The organism is Rectinema subterraneum (genome assembly GCA_009768935.1).
Taxonomy (GTDB): Bacteria; Spirochaetota; Spirochaetia; order Treponematales; family Rectinemataceae; genus Rectinema; species Rectinema subterraneum.
The window spans coordinates 1-24,314 of sequence record WESA01000041.1; the positions used below are offsets into that span (position 1 = coordinate 1).

The window sequence follows — 24,314 nt, forward strand, 5'->3', positions numbered from 1 at the left end:
CGAAGCAGAGAAGAATCGTGAGAGTGCGCGAATGCTCATGGAAGAGCTGAGCAGGGTTTCGATCTGGGGATAGGAGAGTCTGCGCTTGGCGAAGTAATCGAGGCTGAAGGTCTGGGTAGAGAAGTACTTGCCGCAGGCTTGGCAGCGGAAGCGCTGGACTTTGCCGAAGGTTTTGGTCACATAGAAGCCTGCGGCGACGAACCAGCGTTCTTTCGGTGCGTGCTGGTGATACGCACAGGCCGGGTTTGGGCAAAAATGAAAATGATGCATGAAAGCCTCCTCTCCTTATAGACGCATAAAGAGAGGCTTTCACTTCAAATTCATATGCAAGGTTCATGACACTATACTTGCCATGCATCGGCCACTTGAGTAGTATCCATAGCAATATATTGATTCAGCCATCGCATCGGGAGAGAAACCATGGCGAAGTATCCGTTCAAGGAAATCGAACAGAAGTGGCAGCAGCGCTGGGAAGAAGACCAAACCTTCCGCGCGGTCGAAGATGAGCACTATCCCAAAGAAAAGCGCCGGTATGTGCTCGATATGTTCCCCTATCCATCGGGAGCGGGTCTGCATGTCGGCCATCCCGAGGGCTATACCGCGACCGACATCTACTGCCGCTACCTGCGCATGAACGGCTACAATGTCCTCCACCCGATGGGCTTCGATGCCTTCGGGCTCCCCGCGGAGAATTACGCAATTCAGACAGGCACGCACCCCGCTGTAACCACCTATACGAATATCAATCGCTTCCGCACGCAGATAAAATCCTTGGGCTTTTCGTACGACTGGTCGCGCGAAGTCACCACCTGCGATCCTGAGTACTACAAATGGACTCAGTGGATCTTTCTTCAGCTTTTCAAAAAAGGCCTTGCCTACGAAGCTGAAATGCCCATCAACTGGTGCCCCTCCTGCAAAACAGGCCTTGCAAACGAAGAGGTCAAAGACGGCCACTGCGACCGTTGCGGCACAAAAGTCGTGCGCAAGCGTATTCGCCAATGGGTTCTGAAAATCACTGCCTACGCAGATCGCCTCCTCGAAGATCTCGACAAACTCGACTGGCCGGAGCCGATCAAGCTCATGCAGCGCAACTGGATCGGCAAGTCCGAAGGCGCCACGGTGATCTTTAAGATCGATGGGCACGATGCGACTCTCGAAATCTACACAACCCGCCCCGACACGCTTTTTGGCGCAACCTACATGGTCCTCGCGCCCGAGCACCCGCTCGTTCCGAGCATCACAACCCCCGATCGCCTTGCAGCAGTCAACGCGTATATCGATGAAGCCGCCGCCAAGAGCGACCTCGAGCGGACCGACCTCGCCAAGGACAAAACCGGCGTTTTCACCGGCGCCTATGCCATCAATCCCGTCAACGGCGCACGCATTCCTATCTGGATCAGCGACTATGTTCTCATCTCCTACGGCACCGGCGCCATTATGGCCGTTCCCGCTCACGATTCGCGCGACTGGGATTTCGCCAAGAAGTTCAACCTCCCCATTATCCAGGTTGTCGCAAAGCCCGGCGAAACAGGCCCCTTCGACCGCGAGCCCGCCGAGTGCTTCGAAGGCGAAGGTATCGCCGTCAACTCCAGCGAATTCAATGGACTGCCCACTGCTGAATTCAAACAGCGCATCACCGCCTGGCTCGAAGAGCGCGGCATCGGGAAAAAGGCCATCAACTACAAACTACGCGACTGGCTCTTCAGCCGCCAGCGCTACTGGGGTGAGCCCATCCCAGTCGTCCATTGCGAGCACTGCGGTATTGTCCCGCTTCCGGAAGAGAGCCTGCCTCTCACCCTCCCCGAAGTGAAATCCTACGCACCCACAGGCACCGGCGAATCCCCGCTCGCGACCATCGAAGAATGGGTGCAGACAACCTGCCCGAAATGCGGCGGTCCCGCCCGGCGCGAAACCAATACCATGCCGCAATGGGCCGGCTCCTGCTGGTACTACCTTCGATATCTCGATCCGCACAACCCGAAAGCCTTCGCGGACCGATCCAAAATCGACTACTGGATGCCCGTCAACCTCTATGTCGGAGGCGCAGAGCATGCGGTGCTCCACCTCTTGTACAGCCGCTTCTGGCACAAAGTGCTGTACGACCTTGGCCTCGCCAATACCGATGAGCCCTTTATGCGCCTTGTGAACCAGGGCATGATCCTCGGCGAGGACAACCAGAAAATGTCCAAAAGCCGCGGCAACGTCATAAATCCCGACGATATCGTCGCAAACTATGGCGCTGACACCATGCGCGTCTACGAAATGTTCATGGGCCCGCTCGAAGTTTCGAAGCCATGGTCAACTGCGGGGCTCGTGGGTGTTTCGCGCTTCCTCGAGCGCATCTGGGCACTGTCCGAGCGCGCCATCATCGATGCACTGATGAGCCCCGAGCTCGAAAAGCTCCTGCACAAGACCATCAAGAAGGTGACAAACGACACCGCGACACTCAATTTCAACACTGCCATCTCGCAGATGATGATCTACTCGAATGAGCTTGCGAAACTCGAGAGCATTCCTCGCGCTGCATGGGAGCCTTTTGTGCTCCTTATTGCGCCGTATGCCCCCCACCTCGGCGAAGAGCTCTGGGCAAAGCTCGGTCACACGGAGAGCGTGTCGAAGGCCGCCTGGCCGACCTACAACGAAGCCCTCACCCACGACGAGGAAAAAGAAATCGTCGTCCAGATAAACGGCAAAGTGCGCAGCAAATTCACCGCTCCCGCCGGTACCGCCAGGGAACAGCTTGTCGAAATGGCCCGTCAGGCCGAGAAAATCTCCGACTGGCTCGCGGGCAAGGAGATAATTAAAGCGATTGCTGTACAAGACAAGCTTGTCAACTTTGTCATCAAGGGGTAAAATGGAAGTTGAATAACGCACTAGAGTGTTTGTGGTTCGCTTTTGGACCCGCACACTGATCAGAAATCCGGCTTTTCCCGGGAGCAGTGCGTGGTTCAAGGAGGCTGGGATTGCCCGCGGATTCGGGCAGTCCCTTTTCTTTTTTTGGCAAGCTTGCTCTTTTAAAATCGGTCCGTATTGCGGCGCAAAGCGCACGGATCAAATCAGCAAAAATACGGCTAAGATGCGATTAATTTGGCGGCAAAGGGAATTATGACCACTGCGGCTGCGATTCCCGCTGCAAGGATGAGCGAGCGATGCACCCGGGAGCGATGTGCGGGTCCGGCTTGTGCGCCCTTTGACGCTGCGCTTGCTTCTGCTTCGCCAGAAATCCGCGCGCTCGTCCATACTACCTGCAATAACCTGTCGATGTCGCTGATAACCGTTTTTGCATGCACTTTCCCACGGTATTCAATGATTCGATCGTAGTACTGGAACGCCTGTGCGATAATGCTTCCAAAGCGCCCCGGGAACCGCAAGCCCGGCATGATCGCTGCTTTTGACAAGTAAATGAGCCCCTCGAACGTGAGCGCTTTTGACAAGCCTTCAGTGAGCGCAAATTGAGTAATCGCGAGCGGGCCGATTTTTGCGAGTACGCGACCCGAGGGAATAAGCAGATTGGCTGCCACGATTCCAGCGGATACGACGAGCGTCGATATAAGCGAAAAACGCTTCCCCGCAAACCACGTCCACAGAATGAATACAGCCAAATACAGGACTTTTGCGACAATGTCCCTCTGAAGCAGAAAGAAAATGGCGATTCCGGCTCCCAGCAATGCTCCGACCCATGGCTCGAACATGTCCTCGTAGCGATGGCGGCGCTCGAAGCGGCGCTCATTTCTCTGCGATTTGCGGGCTCCCCGGTCAGGCTTCAATTTTTTTTCATTTTGCGAACTGAAATCTGCAGCATTTCCAGATGCGCCCTGTACGCGCGCAGAAGCACTGTCTTTAGATTCGGCGGCAGCCGAGTCACCGCTAGCTCCACTTTCGCCGCTGCCCCCTTCTTCATCCTCAAACCCGAAGGCCAAATCATCAGACTCACCCATCGCGCATGAATACCACCCCGAATGCTCAACGAAAAATTCGGCAAAAAAGCCCATCAGCGTGCCTGTAATAAGCCCCGTCACCAAAAAGAGCGGAGCAATGAGCCATGCCACCTCGCCAAAAATCACATACCGAGCAATCAGCATCTGCATCGCATTCGATGTCACCGCGCCCGCAACCGACACCCCGACAAGCGATACTGCGTGCCCGCCAGTTCGCCGCACCCCGCGCATCACGAGCGCTGCGACCATCGTCCCAGCCAGGCTGAACAGCGCCACATACGAGAACAGTGTTCCCGACACAATGCTCATGCCCACAACTTTCGCAGCTGCCAGCACAAGAAACCAGTTGAAGGGCAGCATGTCCACAGCGAGCAGAATAGGCAAATTGGCGATACCCAGCCGCATGAACGGCAGGGGTTTTGGGAGCATATATTCAATGGCAGACAGAAAGAAACAGAACGCAGCGAGCAAGGCTGTTACATCGGCTCGATTCGAAAAGCGCGAGCGCACGTTGCCGCAGGAGGGACTAGAAGGCGCCGGCATCGACACCTCCGCTGTCATTTGTGCCGCTACTCGTGATGCGCACAAACACCTTGTTGGGCAGACAAGCCACCCATTGATTCGGTTCCGATATCGCGCCAGCGAGAATGCACAGCTTGTTCTTGCAAGGCGAATCCACAACAGCTGCGGTGCCGTCGTGAATATGCACGTAGGTAATGCCCAATGGACCGGGTATCTGATACTCGGCATCCTTGTTGAGGGGAGCTATCCACTCGCCGGTTTCTCCCGTCATCTGGACATAACGAGTGCCGCTCTGGCGATTGAGCACCAGCAATGATGTTCCAACAACCAGAGCGGCAGCCACCCCAAAGATAACCAGATCGAGAAACCGGACACGCACCTTTGAATAAAATTTCATGAATATCGATGCGCGCGGCACAAATGGCAGCGCTATGTGTCTATTTCAAAATAAAATACATCAGCTTTCGCTGCTATCTTCGACTTCGAAGTCTTCTTCGTTTTCTTCGAATTCTTCATGGTCATGGCCGGTGTGCACATGCCCGTGCTCAAGCTCTTCCGGCGTCGCTTCGCGGACATCGACAACCTTCACATCGAAATGGAGGGTTTCGCCGGCGAGCGGATGGTTCGCATCGAGCGTGACTTCCTCGCCATCAACCTTAACGACCGTGACAATCTGCACGCCATTTTCGCCATGCGCTTCAAACTGCATGCCGGGAGCGACTTCGACATTTTCGCCGAAATCCTTTTTCTGGACCTTGAACACGAGAGCCTCGTCCCTGTCCCCATAGGCATCGCCCGGCTTGATGCTGCATTCAATAGCTTCGCCAGGATTTTTGCCTTCGAGCTCTTTTTCCAGCCCGGGAATGATATTCTCATTGCCATGCAGATAGACAAGAGGCTCGGATCCCGCGGATGAGTCGATAAGCCGGCCGGTATCGTCACGCAGCGTATAGTCGATTGTGACGACACGATCTTTTTTGATTTCCATATTCTTTCCTTAAATGATGGATTCCAGGATACAGCCGCAACCGCGGACATCCTTTTTCTGAAGTATAATAGATTATTCTCTTGCGCGGCAATGGATAGGGAATAAAGTTTCGATAAAAATCGGGAAATATGCAAAGAGCGCGGCGGACTGCATGCAGTGCAGAGCGTATTCATTATGGCCTGCGGCACAAGCTTTACATAGTGTTATGAACCTTGCATATGCCTTAGTCAGAGCCCCAGCTACTCTTGCTGGAGCAATTCATTTTTGCTACGCATTTGAGTTGCTAAGCAAAATATGCAATCTTCGTAACACTTGGCCTTCCGGATGCCGATAATCAAACAGGATATTAGTGCCCATGGAAGCAAAACAGAAAACCCATGCGAAAGCCTCAGTCGTCGTCGCAAGAAAGCCCAGAACCAGAGCAAGTGCGGCCGGAGGGAGTGCGGCCGGAGGCCGCTCGAACGGGGGCCGCACAAAACCGTCAGTTTTCAAAAGCGCCCGCGGCATTGTGGCGATTGCATTTATCGTACTGGGGGCGTCGGCACTTCTGTCCATGCTGATCTGGACTCGCTATCCTTCTGTCTGGAAGCCGATTGTGGTGCCGGGCAAGATGCTGATTGGTATTTTTTCGTGGGCGGCATACTACCTGCCAGTTTGGCTTTTTTGGGCTGCGGCGCTCGCCTTTGTGCCGAAATTCTGTCCACGGCTTACCTATCTTTTGGGAATTTCTGCGCTTCCATTTGTGGTGGTCACCGCCTTTGCGCGACTATCGAGCAATCCGGGGCAGTTTTTCGAGAGCCATCCTTCGATGGCGAAGGTTGGGCTGTCCTCTTTGTATGCGGCTTTAGGTTTTCTTTTCGCAGCGAGCCTTGTCATCGTCGTGGCTGGTTATATCAAGCTCACCGAATGGCTAAAAACGAACGGCTATATCAAAACCCGAGCCGAGAGAGCGCAGGCTGGCAAGGGGCAGAGCTTTGGCGAGAAATTGGCGACTTTTGTCAAGAACATCTCCATGCGCCGCGAGGAGCGACGCAAGCGCAAGGAAGAAGCCCGCCTCGCCCGCGCCGAAATGCTGGCACAGCAGAATATCAGCTTGCACATCCCCGAGGTCCCCGCGCCAGATCCGCTTAAATCTGGGGGTCAGACCCCGAATTTTAACTTTTCCGGCCCGGCCCCCGGCGCCGCAGCCGCCCAGGCCAACCCATCCCCGGCCGCAACCGCTGCCCTCGACGCCGCTGGCATCTCCTTCACCTCTGTCCCTCCCGCACGCCCCGCCCAGCCGGGCGATGAGCCCAAAAAGGCCATCGTCGAGCGCATCCTCGAGCGCAAAGCCGCCAAAACCTACCATGTGCCCATCGACGGCCTCCTCAACACCTACCCCGATGGCCAGTACTGGATCATCGATGACAAGACCCGCGCCAGCGCCGGCGTCCTCAAGGAAACCCTCGCCGAGTTCGGCATTGAGGCTGAAGTGACGGGCATCCGCAAAGGCCCCGTCATCACCATGTTCGAAATCCTGCCCGCTCACGGCGTCAAAATCTCGAAGATCACCAACCTGAGCGACAACATCGCCCTTCGCCTCGCCGCCTCCAGCGTGCGCATCGTCGCGCCCATCCCCGGCAAGCACGCCGTCGGCATCGAAGTGCCGAACGAGCGCCGCGCTATCGTCTCCTTGCGCGAGCTCATCGAGAGCGATCACTTCCGCCAGACCAAGATGGAAATCCCCGTCGCTCTCGGCAAGGACATCGCCGGCGAAGTCCAGCTCGTCGACCTCACCCAGATGCCCCACCTCCTCATCGCGGGCGCAACTGGCTCGGGCAAATCCGTCTGCGTCAATTCCATCATCCTCTCGATCCTGTACAAGCGCACGCCCGAAGAAGTCAAACTCATGCTCATTGATCCTAAGATCGTCGAGCTCAAGCTCTACAACGACATCCCCCACCTTATGACGCCCGTCGTCACCGAAGCGAAAAAAGCCTTCCAGGCCCTCCAGTACTGCATCTGCGAAATGGAGCGCCGCTACTCCATGCTCGACAGCCTCGGCGTGAGGGACATCCGCTCCTACAACCGCCGCGTTCGCGAGCGCAACCTCGCCCAGGAAAAGCTTCCCTATATCGTGGTTATCATCGACGAGTTCGCCGACCTCATGCAGACCACCGGCAAAGAACTCGAATCCACCCTCGCGCGCCTCGCTGCCATGTCCCGCGCCGTGGGAATCCACCTCGTCCTCGCCACCCAGCGCCCCAGCATCGACGTCATCACCGGGCTCATCAAGGCCAACATCCCCTCGCGCATCGCCTTCATGGTCGCGAGCAAATTCGACAGCCGCACCATAATCGACATGGTCGGCGCCGAAAAACTCCTCGGCCGCGGCGATATGCTCTTCTCCGGCGCCCAGGACCCCTTCCCCGTCCGCATGCAGGGCGCCTTCGTCTCCGAAGAAGAAGTCGAGCGCGTCGTCGCTCACGTCAAAACCCTCGGCGAACCCGAATACATCGACGACGAAATCTTCATCGATGAGGAAGACCTCGAAGAACCCACCCTTTTCGATGAAGAGGGGTCTGACCCCCTTTTTGAAAAAGCCCTCGAAATTGTCCTCCAGCAGGGCAAAGCCAGCGTGAGCTTCATCCAACGCCGCCTCAAAATCGGCTTCAACCGCGCCGCCCGCCTCGTCGAAATGATGGAAGAAAAAGGCATCGTCGGCCCCGCCCAAGGCTCCAAGCCCCGCGATGTGCTTCGGAATCCTGAGGTGTTTGATAGCCCCGGCGGCGGCGAGGGCCGGAGCGACAAAATTTAAAAAAGGGGGTCAGACCCCTTTTTTTAACTTTCTTCTTGACAATACTTGAAGTAAAATAATTCCAGGACTGATGATGCTCATTCTGTTTCGGCGAAGGGCATCGTCCTTATTGCATCGCAAAGCAGTTTTTGAAAAAGAAACAATTTCAAAGATTACCAAAATGATAATATATAAGGAATAACCAAATGGGTACCATTTATATCATTTCCGACCATGGCAAGCTGTCCAAGCAAAATGATGCACTCATTTTTTCTTCTCCTACAGGTGACGTTCGCAAGCTTTTCCTGCACAGGACGGACAGAATCATCATCTCTGGAAATGTCGAGATTACCGGCAGCGCCTTGCGAATGCTCATGCATCACAGGATCGACACCATTTTCCTGAGCGCGAACGGCCGTTTTAATGGCAAGCTCCAGTTTGAGGAAGGAAAGAATGTGTTTCTCCGCAAGCGCCAGTATGATTCACTCCGTGATCCTGATTTCTGTCTGGCGGTCGCGCGCTCGGTCGCCACAGGCAAACTGGCCAACCAGATTACGTACATGCAACGCATCAACAGGAAGAATGCATCGATCAACGTGGACCAGGTTATCGGCCAAGCAAAGCGGAACCTGGATACATTGCCAGCGGCGACCAGCGTCGACAGCATCCGCGGGCACGAAGGTATGGGATCAAAGCTGTATTTCTCAGTATTCAGACTAAATCTTATTCCTGACTGGGCAGTGTTCAAGGGAAGGTCGATGAACCCACCGAAGGACAATGTAAACGCTGTCCTCAGCTTTCTCTACACTCTCCTGATGTACCGGGTGGATGCGTACATTGAAATGGAAGGGCTCGATCCATATGTCGGTTACCTGCACACACTAGAATTCGGCAAAAGGAGCCTGACATTCGACCTCATGGAGGAATTCAGGGCGCCTGTGTGCGACACCCTGGCATGTTCCTTGTTCAACCTTGGCATTCTTACGGCAGGAGATTTTGAAACTGTCGATTTCAGCAAAGACAGCGATGACGCCCCGCTTCAGTATGATGAATCTGCCATAGCTGAAAACGACCGGATCGAAACGAGCGACTCGGTCAAAGGAGTCCTGCTGAGCAAGGAAGGCGCTCGCAAAGTCGCCCTCAAGTTCGAGGAAAAGATGGATAGCGAGCTTTTCTACCCGCCTGACAATACAAAAATGTCCTACCAGCGGATAATCGCGGCTCAGGTCCACAGGTTCAGAATGCTGCTGGCAGGAGAAGAGACTGAATACAAGCCATTCATGATCAAATGATATGATATATCTAGTTGCCTACGATATCTCGAATCCCAAAAGGCTCAGGAAATTCGCGGCATATTGCGAGCATTTCGGAATTCGTCTGCAGAAATCCGTATTCCAGCTGGATTGCACGAAAGAAATAATCGAAAAATTCGTAACAGGTTTTCCCGCCATCATCAACAAGAAAGTCGATTCCATCGTCATTTATCCCTTGTGCGATGATTGCAGGAGGCTTTCGAGACTGCAAGGACCGAACGATCTGATCAATCCGGAAGAGGTTATCATACTATAAAATGCATTGGCTCGTTGTCTATGATATCACTGATCCCAAAAGGCTTAGGAAGACGGCAAAAATTCTTGAAGCATACGGCAACCGGATACAGCGGTCCGTTTTCGAGATTGTTGCAGATAAATCGGTTCTCGACATGATTGAAAAAAGAATCTCCCTCATCATGGAGGATCCCGATTCTATCGCCTACATTCCATTGTGCCAATATGATTATGCCTCAGTTGAGCGGTTCGGGAAAAGACTATATGATACTCTCGATACCGATAGCGCAGACAAGACAATAATTCTTTGAAGGAAGCGCGCAGACCTTCGGAGGTTTCCAAAATGGCGGATTTTTCGGCAGGTTGGCGGGCGGAAATATCATTTTGTATGAGAATAAATAATCTAGTTTCGCATTACCTTGATTCCGGCACAATCGTGAATAGGAGGCATGATTGCCAGGACATCAGCGGAAAGCATTTCTCAAGTTGTTGCTTGGCAAAGGAATACAGGAAATGCAGTATTGAGATTTAGACCTGATAGAAGGGATTAAGAGCTTTATTTCCGTTTCTATTCGTCATATTCTCTACTGTATTGAGATTTAGACCTGATAGAAGGGATTAAGAGCCATGAGCCCCAATCGCTCATCAATCTTCATAATACCCGTATTGAGATTTAGACCTGATAGAAGGGATTAAGAGCAGCCCCTCACAAGGCAGGACATCCCCTTCTAATGCTTCATGTATTGAGATTTAGACCTGATAGAAGGGATTAAGAGCGATAATCCTGTTGCCTTCATCGCGTTCTACGCCCCTAGTATTGAGATTTAGACCTGATAGAAGGGATTAAGAGTTGCGAATTGTTCATTCTCCTTGCATACTTCCTTCTCTGTGTATTGAGATTTAGACCTGATAGAAGGGATTAAGAGTTCCATAACACCATTACAATACCTCCTCCTCCTTACTGTCGGGTATTGAGATTTAGACCTGATAGAAGGGATTAAGACGCAGATCTCTATTACGGCGAAATATTCGCCGTCCGGCGAGTATTGTATTGAGATTTAGACCTGATAGAAGGGATTAAGACCGATCCGCGGAAGCCGCCGTTGGCCCCCGCCATTAACAGTGTATTGAGATTTAGACCTGATAGAAGGGATTAAGACCCCGATAGCCGACGCCGGTTCCTACGATCTGTCCACAGTGTATTGAGATTTAGACCTGATAGAAGGGATTAAGACCTTTCCCTGGCAGTCTTTTTCAAATACCCCACCCTCTTCAGGTATTGAGATTTAGACCTGATAGAAGGGATTAAGACACATGATCCCCAATCGCTCATCAATGTCTTCGGCGGAGTAGTGTATTGAGATTTAGACCTGATAGAAGGGATTAAGACCGTCAAGCAGCATCAATCGCCTACGTGTCCCTTGTGTATTGAGATTTAGACCTGATAGAAGGGATTAAGACCTTGGACGATATATCGTCCAAGGGCTTCTTGCTCGTCACTGTATTGAGATTTAGACCTGATAGAAGGGATTAAGACCATCCTCCTCCTCCTCGGAGGATGAGGGCTCGTGGAGCAGTATTGAGATTTAGACCTGATAGAAGGGATTAAGACACGGCGGCGGCCCACGCTTCGGGCGCTTCAGCTTTGATTGTATTGAGATTTAGACCTGATAGAAGGGATTAAGACCGGTGAACAAAAAGATAAATAACCTCATAGCGCAGAGGAATGTATTGAGATTTAGACCTGATAGAAGGGATTAAGACTCACGCGCCCGAGGGCTTATTCTCTCTCTCGATATATAAAGTATTGAGATTTAGACCTGATAGAAGGGATTAAGACCGGATCCGCCGGCCTGTTGAAAGCGCGCGAGGATTGAGTCGGGTATTGAGATTTAGACCTGATAGAAGGGATTAAGACTAGCTTTCAACTTCTTCAATAGTGGGTTTGGTAAACTTTTGGTATTGAGATTTAGACCTGATAGAAGGGATTAAGACACGGACGCCCAGCAGAATTTCTTGAATCAGGTGGCGGGTATTGAGATTTAGACCTGATAGAAGGGATTAAGACTACTCTGGGCTTACGGCCGGTATGCTTTCCGCCATATCCTGGTATTGAGATTTAGACCTGATAGAAGGGATTAAGACATTGATCTTGCCTTTTCTTCTCGCTCGATTGCCTCGTGTATTGAGATTTAGACCTGATAGAAGGGATTAAGACGCGCTCGGCCGAAACGCCATGTAGGCGCCCGGCCTGTATTGAGATTTAGACCTGATAGAAGGGATTAAGACTCTCGTACTGTCCGGCAATCACCTGCCGGGCAGTATCAGTATTGAGATTTAGACCTGATAGAAGGGATTAAGACGCCGGCCGACCCTGAATAATATGATAATCACGCGCGGGTATTGAGATTTAGACCTGATAGAAGGGATTAAGACCAGGGCTTTTTGCTCGTCACTTTTCAGTGACTTAATAAACGGTATTGAGATTTAGACCTGATAGAAGGGATTAAGACTCGTACTGTCCGGCAATCACCTGCCGGGCAGTATCATACAGTATTGAGATTTAGACCTGATAGAAGGGATTAAGACGTATCACTAATATAGATAAAAAAGCCCTCGCTGCCGTGTATTGAGATTTAGACCTGATAGAAGGGATTAAGACTCGCCGTCACTCTCATATTGTCGGAGATTCCAGCCAGTATTGAGATTTAGACCTGATAGAAGGGATTAAGACGCGAGCGAGTCTTTGCCTGTACTAAACATGAGGATGGGTATGTATTGAGATTTAGACCTGATAGAAGGGATTAAGACTTGGCCCCCGCCATCAATAATATTCTATTAGTGTGATCTTGTATTGAGATTTAGACCTGATAGAAGGGATTAAGACAAACGAATTCTTTCATCTTCTTTTACCTCCTAGCCCGCGTATTGAGATTTAGACCTGATAGAAGGGATTAAGACTGTGGAGCAGCATATGCTGCTCCAGCGCGTTGCGCGCGAAGTATTGAGATTTAGACCTGATAGAAGGGATTAAGACCGGCCGTGAGATCCGTCAGCTCTTGACGGATCTCATCAAGAGTATTGAGATTTAGACCTGATAGAAGGGATTAAGACCCCTCTGAGGAGGAGGGCGTGTGGAGCAGCATATGCTGGTATTGAGATTTAGACCTGATAGAAGGGATTAAGACTAAATGGGCTCTTCGGCCCTATAGCCGACGCCCGTTCCAAGTATTGAGATTTAGACCTGATAGAAGGGATTAAGACGCGACCCAGGGCGCGGGCTGCGGCGGAAATGTCCGCGGGTATTGAGATTTAGACCTGATAGAAGGGATTAAGACATCATATACAGCGTCCACATCGACCTGCGATAGCGACGTATTGAGATTTAGACCTGATAGAAGGGATTAAGACCGACCGTCATCCATGGCGAACTCATTTCTTCGACTCCGCCAGTATTGAGATTTAGACCTGATAGAAGGGATTAAGACCCGTAGACCTGCCTCATAATTGCCCGCACGGAGTCGACCGCGTATTGAGATTTAGACCTGATAGAAGGGATTAAGACCTTCCTATACCTCTCTACTAAAATCATGGCGCTTGAATGAGTATTGAGATTTGGACCTGATAGAAGGGATTAAGACGCCCATTCGATGTGCTCATCCAGAGCCCTGCGCGCCTGAGTATTGAGATTTGGACCTGATAGAAGGGATTAAGGCCTTCTGGATGAGCATATTTTATATGCTCATTCAGTTCCCTGTATTGAGATTTGGACCTGATAGAAGGGATTAAGACAAACCTTCTTCGAAGGTTTTCCAATTTCATTCTTGTATTGAGATTTGGACCTGATAGAAGGGATTAAGACGCGCGGCTGGATTAAGCTCAATCCAACTGCTGTAATAATGGTATTGAGATTTGGACCTGATAGAAGGGATTAAGACTGCACCAGCGTCGGGCTGCTGCCGCCCAGGCCGGATCAGAGTATTGAGATTTGGACCTGATAGAAGGGATTAAGACAAGCGGGGCGATTGTCTCATTCTTTGGGCGGCTTGCGGTAGGTATTGAGATTTGGACCTGATAGAAGGGATTAAGACCAGTGAGTCCAGAAGCAGTTTTTCAACTGCTTCAGCCAGTGTATTGAGATTTGGACCTGATAGAAGGGATTAAGACCATGATATCCGCCAGCTCTTGGCGGATCTCATTGAGAGTATTGAGATTTGGACCTGATAGAAGGGATTAAGACGCAGACCTCTACTACTCCAAAAAACTCCCCATCTGGGGTATTGAGATTTGGACCTGATAGAAGGGATTAAGACACTTTGCCAGCCCGCCCTTGCGACCCAGGGCGCGGGGTATTGAGATTTGGACCTGATAGAAGGGATTAAGACAAGCGATTCAATGCTACTGCAATTGCATAGCGAGCATTCGTATTGAGATTTAGACCTGATAGAAGGGATTCCCGCCTTCTCGGGAGAGCTGGCGGTTTGAATAAGCCTTCTAGAAGCTTCGTGCTAGTGTTCTTAAGTGGAACGCTCAGTTAGAATGGTGGGAGCGAAATAGAAAAATCAGCTCTTGACACCAGCCATTAATGGGATAGAATTCGAAATAAAGAAATCATCATGAAAATTGCGGAACTGAAGTTCAGGCTGGATTTTGCTAGCCCTGTGTATGTTGATGTATTTCCAGCATTCGCTCTTCGTAGTGTGTTGGGGCTGAACCTCAAGCGGATGCATTGTGTTTCCCATAATACTCTATGTCCTGAATGTCCTTTTGTGGCGACATGCGCGTATGCCTATCTGTTCGAATCGATATTGCCTAAAGGGAATGATGTACTGCCGGGGAGGGATCGGGCAAGTCATCCTTTCAGGATCGAAGTGCCTGTACTGATAGGGCAAACCATTTCCCAGCTTGAATTCGGATTTCAGCTTTTCGGGCGCGGTGTTGAATATGTGCCGCATATTATTTATGCGTTCAGAATAGCAGGTGAAAAAGGGCTCTTCCGCTCCCGCACTCCGTTTGAGGTCCATGCTTTTACCGACAGCGGCATTCCCCTGGATAATGGCGAAAAAATAAATTTGAGCAAAATCGAAACCGCGGAATTGACTGTACGCGAGGGAAAGAATTTAAGCCAGAGACGCTATCTGATCGAATGCAGGACGCCGGTCCGGTTTAAGACAAGAGGGCGCTATTCGTCTGAGTTCAGTGCGAGGGATTTCTTTGAGGCCTGCAAGCGCAGGGTCGATACGCTATTTGCCCTCTATGGCGATGAGAAGGACAGCATTCAAAAGAATTCATCCCCTGGCCTGGAGAACAGCGCTGTTGAGATCGCCGACCGCAAATTGCAATGGTGCGATTTTACAAGGTATTCAAGGCGCCAAGAATCCGTGATGAAGCTCGGTGGGGTTCTCGGTTCGTTTGTGATTGGCGGAGAGGCTCCTGAGAATGACTGGAATATGCTTGAATTGTGCTCTTCTGTAGGGATTGGGAAAAATACCAGCTTCGGGCTGGGGGCCATAGAGGTTCGAGAGGTAAGCCATGGGAGATAATTCTGATACGAGATACGAAGAAATAGTTGTTGCAGCGTTGCTGCATGACCTTGGCAAAATCGCACAGAGAGCAGGGGAAGAAAGCTGTAGAACACCAAATATGGAGGAACAGCTGCTTCCAAAGAAGCGTGACAGCACTATATATACCCATCAGCATGCATGGTACACGCATGGCGCAATCCTCAAGGTATTCGAGGGCAATTCGAGCTTTCCAAAAAGCCTGAGGCCTGAGGTCGTTGCCAGAATTGCTGCAAGCCATCACAATCCCAGCAGCTGGGCAGAATCAATTATTGCAGAAAGCGATAGAATTTCCAGCGGCGCTGACCGCCTCGAGAAGGATATCGAAGCTGAGCAGAAAGGCTCGTATATCGAACAAGCCCAACTATCGATCTTTTCGTCCATCGGACTTGACCGGGAGCGATCAACTCGAACACCAATGTATTATGCAGTTGCTCCCCTCGAAGAGAAGAATATTCATCCGCACCCAGATATTAAAAACAGCCAAGAAGGATATGCGCAAGTATGGCAAGGTCTTCTGGATGATCTGCGCACGATAAGGGAAACCGATTTTGAAAATTTTCTTTCTGCGATTGATGCAGTGCTTGAGCATTGGACATGGGCTATACCATCGAGCACAATGAACCTGCCGGATATTAGCCTCTATGACCATGCAAGGACTACCGCCGCATTCTCGTCCGCGCTTTTCCGATACCATGAAGCGAATGGGACACTCCATGACCAAATGGCAATCATGAATCGTACCGAGAAGAAATTCCTGCTCGTCATGGGCGACATTTCTGGCATACAGCAATACTTGTTCGATTTGAAAACAACAAAGAACAGCGCAAAGATATTAAGGGCAAGAAGCTTCGAGATCCGAGCGATTACAGAATCTGCTGTAAGAAGCATCATGCGTGCTTTCAGCATGAGCCGCTTCGGCATACTGAGCGCTGCTGGCGGAAGGTTTTTCATGGTGCTTCCCAATGTCGAAAAAGCAGAGAACACGCTCGATGCATTGCGAACTACAATAGACGTCGAATTTCTCAAGCGCTATCTCGGAAGCCTTGCGCTTTCGATTTCGGAGGGTCTTCCTGCATGTTTTAATGATTTCTTAATCAAGGGCTCCGCATTCGAATCCACATTCAAGAACCTTCAGCTGCTGTCTGGCACGTCTAAATTCCGAAAGCTCAGAAAAGGCCTTGAGAAAACCGGGCATGTGCTCGATTTCTATTACTCATCAATAGAAAGTGCAATACGAAATGGAGGGAAAGTCTGTGACATGTGCGATGCCCGGCCTGCTCGCGAGCAAAGCGATTTCTGCAACTATTGTGAAGCATTGATAGAGACTGGTGCGAGATTGCCGAAAACACAGTATATCAGGCTCTTGCCTGCTTCCGGGCATGGGTTGAGGCTTCTTGACGGAGAGACGCTGGAATTCAGGGAAGATCTCGAAGACGCCAGAACTGCGAGCGAACAAGCTGGATCTGCCGCTGTGAACAGTTACGAACGAGGAAGGGGAATATGCCGGCTTCCCTACACGGTGCCAAGGAATGAGGACGGGAGCGTAAAAGAGTTCAGCGAAATTTCAAGAGTAGCTGAAGGCGCGGATCATCTCGCAATGTTCAAAGCTGACTTGGACAACCTCGGTTCAATTTTCAGCCGAGGTCTTGCAGAAAAGCTCTCGATTTCACGCTATGCGACACTGAGCAGAATGCTGGATTATTTCTTCTCGGTCCGGGTGCGGCAGGTCATCGAACAATCCTACAGGAACATCTATACAGTGTACTCTGGAGGAGACGATCTCTGCGTGATCGGGCCTTGGCAGGAAGTCATCGATTTTGCCACTGAGATCAGGAAAGACTTCGGCCGATATGTGGGCGACAACCCTGATTTGACTATTTCTGCAGGTATTGCGCTGGTAGGCAAGGGACTCCCTGTGGCAAGGATGGCAGATGAAGCGGAAGAGCAACTGGAAGCTGCAAAAGGCAATCCTGGCAAGAACAGCATTGCGTTCCTAGGCCTCCCTATGGGATGGGAGAAATTCGAGGAATTGATAAGGAAAGGGAAAGATCTCTCCACTTGGCTCAGAAATAGAAGAATCAGCACTTCTCTTGTATACGGGCTGGTAACCCAGTCGGAAAAGGCCGAGAAGTTCGAGAAAGGCGACATCAAAAAGGAGAATGCACTTTGGAAGAGCCACTTTTTATACAATCTGAGGCGGGCAGAGGCAAGGGAAAAATTGCCTGAAGAAATCGTCAATACCATGAAAGGTTTTGCAGTCGATGCCGGCATGATGAAACTCGCACGTATTCCTGCAACCTATGCGCTGTATGCAAATAGAGAACCAGAAAAGAAAAAGGAGGAGGGACGATAATGATGCAATTTTACAAATCAGGTACGGAAAGCATAAGACCCGAGCTATTGGGGCAGGAAGCTGAGAATGCGGCCGTAAAGGTGCTGCAAGTTACTCCCACGCAAATGAGAAGAATATTTAGCCAGATCAAATCCCTTGCTCAGAGGCTCGAGAAGGGCGAGAGCTGGGATGTGATAGCTCCTCTTGTCCAGCTCCAGCGGGCTCATGTTGCTTACACAATAAAGAGAGGCAGGAAAAACAATTCTAAAAATGAACAAGACTGGGTGGAACTGGAGAAGATCATCAATGAAGGTATTGCCAGTGTCAGAACGCAGAAGGACTACGTAGCATTCGCGCTGTATTTCGAGGCGCTGTATGCCTTCTACTATGCCAAGACCAAACAGAGAGTATAAGCGAAGGAGCAAACAAGATGAAAGATATGAAATTGGTAGACATAAAGACGGTAAAAGGCAAGATTGAAGTCAAGACCGGCCTGCAAATCGGAGCCGGTAATGATTCGATTGAAATCAGCGGCATGGATAATCCTATTATCAAAGATCCTGTTACCTTTGAGCCCTACATCCCTGGTTCCTCGATCAAGGGCAAAATGCGCTCGCTCATGGAGCTTCTGCTTGTTCCCGAGAAAATCGCTAAAAATGAAGGCAAGCCATGCAGCTGCGGGCGGAGCGATTGCCCAATCTGCAGGGTATTCGGCGCAGCGATAGACCGCAAGAGAAGCAGCGAAGAAACCAATGGGCGAGGTCCAACAAGGCTGATTGTGAGGGATTCCCGCCTCAGTGAAGAGTCAAAAAAGGCATTCAGTAATAAACCGCTTACGGAAGAAAAAAACGAAAACAGTCTCAACAGGATAACAGCAGAAGCAAACCCTCGTTTCTTGGAGAGAGTAGTTCCTGGTGTGCAATTTGATTTTGAAATCGCCTATCGTGTTTTTGATGACGGCGATGGCGGCAAGACCGACGAAAAGTTTTTCAAGGATGTGGTGCTGGCAGGGCTTGCAGTGCTTCAGAACGACTATCTCGGCGGCGGCGGCAGCAGGGGCAACGGCAGAATCGAGTTCAAGGACCTCAAAGATGAATCAGGGAATCCTGTCACCTTGCCCGAACTGCATGAGGTAATGAAAAAATGACACTTTACCGGCTGAAGATTCAGCTGTTCGGAAAGATAGTGACACCCCTGGTCGGAGATACGATCTTCGGGCATTTTGTATGCGGTATCGCCAGGAGGGAGGGCCAGAAATCCGTCGCAGAATTTCTGGATTCACTTGAAGAAAAGCCTTTTATCGTTTCGAGCGCATTCCCCGAAGGATATCTCCCGAAGCCGATCTTGGCTGTAACCTGGGCAGATCAGAAAGAGAAGTACAGCCGTCTCAAACAGCTTAAAAAAATTAAGTATATTCCTTCTACCTTATTCGAAGAAGGCAAACCGCTCAGCGAAAGCCTGCTTCTTGAGACCATCGAGCGCGCAGCCAGCGAGCAGAAGGAAATCCTGCAGATAGAAAACGACAGACTACATGCTACCGTGGATCGGTTTGGTCAGGGAACATTGGAAGATATCGGTCTTTTTGTAGTTCCTGAAAAATGGCTCGCATGGAAGGATGGAGACCAGAAGCTGCCCAATCCTGTTTTTGACATCTACCTGCTGGCTTCGTTCGAAAAGGACATTCTCCTGAAGATAAGCCATTGGGCGTTCGAGAATGGCTTTGGTGCAGACACGTCGACAGGGGCCGGGCACATCGAGGTAATCTCGCTCGAGGAGGCGAAATTCCCTTCCAGCGGCAACCGGGCGATGGCCCTGGGCCCTTTTGTGCCACCAGCGGATAGTCCTATTAATGACTTGAGAGCGAACACGTTTGTCCGCAGGGGCAAGCTTGCATTCGAGTTGGGGGATTCCATGAATCCGTTCAAGAAGCCGATCGTCTTCTTCGATCAGGGAGCGACTTTCAGTTTCCATGAGGGGATGCGGCCCTATATCGGTTCAATGGTTCGGAATGTCCACTCGGATAACCGCATTGTTCAGCAGGGCTGGGCGCCAATAATCCGCTACAGCGAGGAGCCTTCATGAAGCGCTATCGATTCACCCTGCGGCCTCTGACCGCTGTCCATGTAGGGACTGGTGATGTCCTCACGCCGCTTGAATATTCATTGCTTTCCTCAACGAGTGGAGGCAGGCTCTATGCTGTCTTCTCTCCTGAGAAGATAGTTGAATCTCTGCCAAAGGAAGAAAAACAGCAGTTTTCTCAGTTTTGTTCATCAAACAACCTAATCGGATTGCGGAAGTATCTCGGCGAAAAAGTGAGAATGCCCGCAGTACTGTATGCATGTAAAGTATCGAAGGAATTCGAATCTGAATTCGATGGAAGAAAAGACGATATCAACAATGCGCTCGAAGTCGAGATCATGTATAGAAACAGCAAGCATGCTCCTGTCGTACCTGGCTCGTCGATTAAGGGGGCGATCCGCACAGCGCTTCTCGACAAGAGAGCGAGCATGATGAACAGAGCTTTGCTCGAAGAAGCCGCTCAGGAGGCAAGCAGAACCAAATTTGACAGGAAATTCCAGAGCAGAGCAATGCTTTTCTCCGCGCCTAATGATGATCCGCTCAGAGCCCTTGCAATCGGAGACTGCACCTTTTCGCCCAAGGGCAGCCAGCTGGTGAGCAATATGATCATGTATCATTTTTCTTCAAGATATGACGATCCTTTTTCCAATAAGGCAGCGATCTTTGCAGAGGTGCTTAAGGGAGAACTTATCGACGGCAGCCCGACCGAGGCATCATGCGACCTGATAATCCATGACGAGCTCTTTTCTGCAATTGTTCCGCCGGGCAGCAGGGCCTTGGGCTCTAGGGGTGGCCAGAAACTGTACCAGAAACCTGTCAGGCTCGAGGAAATGCTGGAAGCCTGCGATGAGTTCTATAACAGGGCCTTTGATTCCGAGTACAACAGGATGATCAAGAGCTCTGATGAAGCGGTGAAAATTGGAGCTGATGCTTTGGCGGACCGCATCGACTGCATGCAAGAAAAGGGAGAACACCTCATCCGCATCGGCCGCTGGAGCCATGTAGAAAGTGTCACTGTTGAAGACTACCGAAAGCCCAAATCGGACAAGGGATATGGAAAGACACGTACGCTTCTACAATACAACGACAATTACTATTTGATGGGCTGGTGTGCATTTTCAGTAGAGAAAGAATGACTACTCTGGGCAAGGCTGTAACAGAAATCTGTGTTGCGCATGAGCGATTGTTGGCTCAATTGTTTCCATGCAAGGATGAAGCATGAAGAAAACTCTCTTGACTCTCCTGAGTGATCAAGTCGTTCCATCTGCGTTATTCATTTCGTCTCTCGCGGAAGTCGGCGATGATGTTTTCGTCGTTACTACCCAGAAGATGAAAGACAAGGGCAAGATCAATGATCTTGAGGAATCCCTTGGCAGAAAATGGAAGATTAGAGAGATTGTAGTACAGAACGAGGATTCGGTATCAGAGCTCAGCAGCCATCTCGATACGATTCGATGGATTGAATATGACACTGCATTCATAGATTTGACTCTGGGTACCAAGATCATGTCGCTCGCGGTGCATTCCTACTTTAGACGCTTCGATGAACTGTATACTCGGCCACGGGTGAGCTTTTTCTATCAGCCGGCAGGAAAGAACTGTATCAAGAGAATTGATGCGGATGATGCGGTGGATCCTCGGTTGTTGTCGCTGGATGAATACCTTTCTGCATGCGGAATAACTGCGATCAACAGGCAGGAAGCTTGCATTGCAGCTGCTGAAACGACAAGTGCTATCATGTTGGAGTATCCGGAGCGTTGGGGCACTGCGGGAAAGCTGTTCAGAAAATTGAGAAATGCGAGGAAACCCAAATTGTCGTCGGACAAGTCAATTTCCCTGCGCGAAGGTGAAATGCCTCAGATAGTCCTACAGGATAGCGCAGAATGGTCCCCCACCGCGGAAGAATTGCATTTAATGCAGGATTTCTGCTCAGCAGCCCATTTTGATATTGGTTCCATAACGAAAAAGCAAATTGAATATTTGTCCGGAGGCTGGCTCGAGGAGTGGTTTTATCATAAAGCGCTGCAAACCATGCCGGAGTTGGGCCGTGAGCAGATTGCCTTGAGTCTGCATATCAAGACAAGGGCAGGTTTGGAAAATGAGCTGGATGTGGCGCTGATCAATCACCGCAATGCGTTCCGGTATGCTGAATGCAAGACATCTTTGGAATCTGATCAATCAGGCGCTTCGTTTCTTGTGGATACACTATATAAGCAAGCTGCGATCCGCAGGAATTTTGGGCTGACTTCATCACCAATCATAGTAACTATCGATAAAATAAAAAGAAACAATGCCTTGAGCAGGGCGCAGGACCTGGATCTGAAAATCATCCATCATGACATTATCTATGATGAAGATGCCCTGAAGCTCGAACTAGCTGCGTGCCTGAAGTAGACTTCATTGAAAAGTTCGGGAAAGAGAGACCAGATATGCCAAAAACATTGATCTGCACCGTCGGGACAAGCTTCTTTCAGGGAAATCTTGCAAGGTTTGGCAGTGGGGCCGGCAATGATGCCAACGGCGAAAATGTAGACAAATTGGTCCAGGCATACAATGTGAAGGACTGGAACGCCTTGGCCCGGGCCATGCTCGACATTTCGCCTGCTTCGAGGATGCTTGGCGCCGAGGTCAACACCATCGAGTTCATTCTTTCAAGGGTTCGAAGGGAAGATGAGTTTATAGGCAGAATAGTGTTTCTGGTTTCCGATACCGAGGATGGCATCAACACTGGTGGTGTACTGAAAGCATACTACACGGAAAGAGCCAAGAGGGAGAAGGAGCTTTCCTCCTTGCAGGCAGACTATCGCGTCATCAAGGATTTGCAGGATGCAGATCCGATTCTGTTCAAGAAATCGGGCCTCTTGAATCTTGTCAGGGCAATCTCGCAGGTAATACGAGAAGCGGGAGAGCCCGGAAAGGTCATAATCGATGCAACAGGCGGGTACAAGGCGCAAATCGCAATAGCGGTCATGTTCGGGCAGGCTCTCGGGATCGATGTAATCTATAAGCACGAACGGTTTTCTACGATCATCGATTTTCCGCCGATGCCGGTCGCGCTTGATTTTAGTTATTTTGATAAATTCAATGATCTATTTTCGGCATTCTATTATGAGCCGGCACTCACGCTCACCCTGCCGGAATTCGCTTCGTATTTCGAGTCGGACAGGAAAATTGGAACCTATTCGGAACTGACGGCGAACCGGGATTTTTCAAGGATCAGGCTGTTCTTCGAAGACGAAAAAACAGGATCCGAGCATTTATTCGCGCTCAACCATGCTGGGCTCATTTACATTGAAGCGTCCCTGCGAAGCGACAAATCGTTTGCGGCATTGCCGCTGCCGCCGCCGCTTCCGGAATCCGAAAGAAAAGAACCGCGCCTCAGGGATGATCACTATCCCAAAGGGTTCAGGGAATACATCGAGCGGATCTGGCAGAAAGAGCAATGGATTGCTACCATAGTCTCACTGCCGTACGACAAGCAGCGCGGTATCAAACGAAGAGGATTCTTTCTCGGCGAAATCGATGGCGAAAAGCAGCTTATCGGATATTTCCGGGACAATGACAATTTTGGCGCCCGTTTCAGGATGCTGACAGGCTCGGAAATCGATAGTGGGTACCTGCGAGCTGCCCTGGTTCATTTAAACAGGAATGTCGATGCGTATGGATAATTCTTTTAAGATCGATTAATAAGATCATAAAAATAAAATCCTCATTATCTTCCCCATCTTCCCCCTTTCTCATTTTCATCCTCCCGTTTCCCCGTTTCCGAAAGCCTGCTCCGTTGCATGTAATTTTTAAAAAACGGGGTCAGACCCCTTCCTTCAATTTCCCCGTGATGAATTTATGCAGGATGCTCGTCACAAAGGTCTGGTAGGGCAGGCCTTCCTCGAGAGCCTTGGCCTTCAGCAGTTCCACATCCCGTTTCGAAATCCGGATGTTCATCCGGTAATCCTTCAAGGCGGTCTCTTTTGCTGCCTTGACCAGCTCCTCCCTTACGGAGTCGAAATCCTTGACAGGCTGCCACTCGCCGTTTTCCACAGATTGAATGAGTTCTCTATCTTCATCGATTGTCATAATTTGCCTCCTAACTTGAAGAATCGGGTATATTTTCTGCTCGGATAGAGCGTTTTCAGAAAATAATCGCCATTCTTCTCTTTCACGCATGGAACGCAGAAAGCATACTCGTCAATTTCGACAACCAGGATCATCTGATCTGCATACTTCTCTTTGTTCGGATGCTCCAAAACACCGATCAGATGACCTTCTTCAATGGCGACGACGATTCTCTCGAACGACATATGCCTTTCTTGCTTGAGCAAGGCATTCTTTTTCTCGTTCCAGCGGAAACTCATGCAAATATACTAATTTTATGTGTGCCTAAAGTCAATACAATAAACAAAATTTTTCCCGGAATAGCACGATTTTTCATTTTTTAATCTTGCGATTTCCAAACCGCGCAACACTCGTGCGAGCAGAATTTGACGGCGAGACGGCGCAGGAACTGATATATTCTGCGATATCTGTCCCCCCGCCATCTCCTTTACTCGCCCTGATGAATCCGCAATACT

20 protein-coding genes and 1 CRISPR repeat array are annotated in these 24,314 nt (G+C 50.3%); of the genes, 13 read left to right on the forward strand and 7 right to left on the reverse strand.

The features are described from left to right. Positions 1–270, reverse strand: a 270-nt coding sequence (locus GAP13_RS09960; RefSeq protein WP_503473381.1) for a hypothetical protein, incomplete at its 3' end; no start/stop codon positions are given. 150 nt (positions 271–420) lie between these two features. Between GAP13_RS09960 and leuS the strand changes: the two genes are divergently transcribed. Further along, positions 421–2,853, forward strand: a complete 2,433-nt coding sequence (leuS, locus tag GAP13_RS09965; protein ID WP_158908170.1) for a leucine--tRNA ligase — start codon at positions 421–423, stop codon at positions 2,851–2,853. 218 nt (positions 2,854–3,071) lie between these two features. Here the strand turns inward: leuS and GAP13_RS09970 are convergent, their stop codons facing one another. Genes GAP13_RS09970 through GAP13_RS09980 form a run of 3 tightly spaced genes read right to left on the reverse strand, consistent with a single transcriptional unit; the run spans position 3,072 to position 5,448 of the window. Further along, on the reverse strand, positions 3,072–4,481 hold the full coding sequence (locus GAP13_RS09970; protein ID WP_158908171.1) for a Gx transporter family protein: 1,410 nt from the start codon (positions 4,479–4,481) through the stop codon (positions 3,072–3,074). Continuing rightward, positions 4,465–4,857 (reverse strand): NusG domain II-containing protein, encoded by a 393-nt coding sequence (locus GAP13_RS09975; RefSeq protein WP_158908172.1) that lies wholly within the window; start codon positions 4,855–4,857, stop codon positions 4,465–4,467. Before GAP13_RS09975 ends, GAP13_RS09970 begins: the two co-directional genes overlap by 17 nt. 60 nt (positions 4,858–4,917) lie before the next feature. Further along, a complete protein-coding gene (locus tag GAP13_RS09980) occupies positions 4,918–5,448 on the reverse strand; it encodes an FKBP-type peptidyl-prolyl cis-trans isomerase (protein ID WP_158908173.1) in 531 nt (176 codons plus the stop codon). 355 nt (positions 5,449–5,803) lie between these two features. On the opposite strand from GAP13_RS09980, the gene GAP13_RS09985 reads away from it, so the two are divergent. The 12 genes from GAP13_RS09985 to GAP13_RS10040 all read left to right on the forward strand — a co-directional run bounded on the left by GAP13_RS09985 (position 5,804) and on the right by GAP13_RS10040 (position 23,414). Further along, positions 5,804–8,245, forward strand: a complete 2,442-nt coding sequence (locus GAP13_RS09985; protein WP_241864337.1) for a DNA translocase FtsK — start codon at positions 5,804–5,806, stop codon at positions 8,243–8,245. Positions 8,246–8,430: 185 nt separating this feature from the next. Next, a complete protein-coding gene (cas1, locus tag GAP13_RS09990) occupies positions 8,431–9,516 on the forward strand; it encodes a CRISPR-associated endonuclease Cas1 (RefSeq protein ID WP_158908174.1) in 1,086 nt (361 codons plus the stop codon). A 1-nt stretch (position 9,517) separates the two neighbouring features. After that, entirely contained in the window at positions 9,518–9,793 is a 276-nt protein-coding gene (cas2, locus tag GAP13_RS09995; RefSeq protein ID WP_158908175.1) for a CRISPR-associated endonuclease Cas2, read from the forward strand. A gap of 1 nt (position 9,794) precedes the next feature. After that, positions 9,795–10,082, forward strand: coding sequence for a CRISPR-associated endonuclease Cas2 (gene cas2, locus GAP13_RS10000; RefSeq protein WP_158908176.1), 288 nt, complete (start codon positions 9,795–9,797; stop codon positions 10,080–10,082). A 207-nt stretch (positions 10,083–10,289) separates the two neighbouring features. Continuing rightward, positions 10,290–14,231: direct repeats of the CRISPR family, unit length 36 nt; unit sequence GTATTGAGATTTAGACCTGATAGAAGGGATTAAGAC. A 156-nt stretch (positions 14,232–14,387) separates the two neighbouring features. Next, on the forward strand, positions 14,388–15,314 hold the full coding sequence (gene cas6 / locus GAP13_RS10005) for a CRISPR system precrRNA processing endoribonuclease RAMP protein Cas6 (protein WP_158908177.1): 927 nt from the start codon (positions 14,388–14,390) through the stop codon (positions 15,312–15,314). Then, positions 15,304–17,688 (forward strand): type III-A CRISPR-associated protein Cas10/Csm1, encoded by a 2,385-nt coding sequence (gene cas10, locus GAP13_RS10010; RefSeq protein ID WP_158908178.1) that lies wholly within the window; start codon positions 15,304–15,306, stop codon positions 17,686–17,688. The genes cas6 and cas10 overlap by 11 nt, the downstream gene beginning before the upstream one ends. Next, positions 17,688–18,080, forward strand: coding sequence for a type III-A CRISPR-associated protein Csm2 (gene csm2, locus GAP13_RS10015; RefSeq protein WP_158908179.1), 393 nt, complete (start codon positions 17,688–17,690; stop codon positions 18,078–18,080). The genes cas10 and csm2 overlap by 1 nt, the downstream gene beginning before the upstream one ends. 17 nt (positions 18,081–18,097) lie before the next feature. Beyond that, on the forward strand, positions 18,098–18,814 hold the full coding sequence (csm3, locus tag GAP13_RS10020; RefSeq protein WP_241864338.1) for a type III-A CRISPR-associated RAMP protein Csm3: 717 nt from the start codon (positions 18,098–18,100) through the stop codon (positions 18,812–18,814). Beyond that, a complete protein-coding gene (gene csm4, locus GAP13_RS10025) occupies positions 18,811–19,749 on the forward strand; it encodes a type III-A CRISPR-associated RAMP protein Csm4 (protein ID WP_158908180.1) in 939 nt (312 codons plus the stop codon). The genes csm3 and csm4 overlap by 4 nt, the downstream gene beginning before the upstream one ends. Next, positions 19,746–20,882, forward strand: coding sequence for a type III-A CRISPR-associated RAMP protein Csm5 (csm5, locus tag GAP13_RS10030; RefSeq protein WP_158908181.1), 1,137 nt, complete (start codon positions 19,746–19,748; stop codon positions 20,880–20,882). Before csm4 ends, csm5 begins: the two co-directional genes overlap by 4 nt. Positions 20,883–20,964: 82 nt before the next feature. Further along, complete coding sequence (locus tag GAP13_RS10035; RefSeq protein ID WP_158908182.1) at positions 20,965–22,140, forward strand: Card1-like endonuclease domain-containing protein; 1,176 nt, start codon at positions 20,965–20,967, stop codon at positions 22,138–22,140. A gap of 35 nt (positions 22,141–22,175) precedes the next feature. After that, positions 22,176–23,414 carry a putative CRISPR-associated protein gene (locus tag GAP13_RS10040; RefSeq protein WP_158908183.1) on the forward strand — a complete coding sequence of 413 codons (1,239 nt, stop codon included), beginning with the start codon at positions 22,176–22,178 and terminating at the stop codon, positions 23,412–23,414. A 139-nt stretch (positions 23,415–23,553) separates the two neighbouring features. On the opposite strand, the gene GAP13_RS10045 is transcribed toward GAP13_RS10040, so the two are convergent. From GAP13_RS10045 to GAP13_RS13110, 3 genes are all read right to left on the reverse strand, one after another. After that, a complete protein-coding gene (locus GAP13_RS10045) occupies positions 23,554–23,820 on the reverse strand; it encodes an antitoxin (RefSeq protein ID WP_158908184.1) in 267 nt (88 codons plus the stop codon). Continuing rightward, the gene (locus GAP13_RS10050; RefSeq protein WP_158908185.1) at positions 23,817–24,098 is read right to left on the reverse strand and encodes a toxin; all 282 of its coding nucleotides are present in this window, start codon (positions 24,096–24,098) and stop codon (positions 23,817–23,819) included. Before GAP13_RS10050 ends, GAP13_RS10045 begins: the two co-directional genes overlap by 4 nt. Before the next feature lie 15 nt (positions 24,099–24,113). Beyond that, positions 24,114–24,314: hypothetical protein (locus tag GAP13_RS13110; protein ID WP_222126195.1), on the reverse strand; the 201-nt coding region annotated here is incomplete at its 5' end.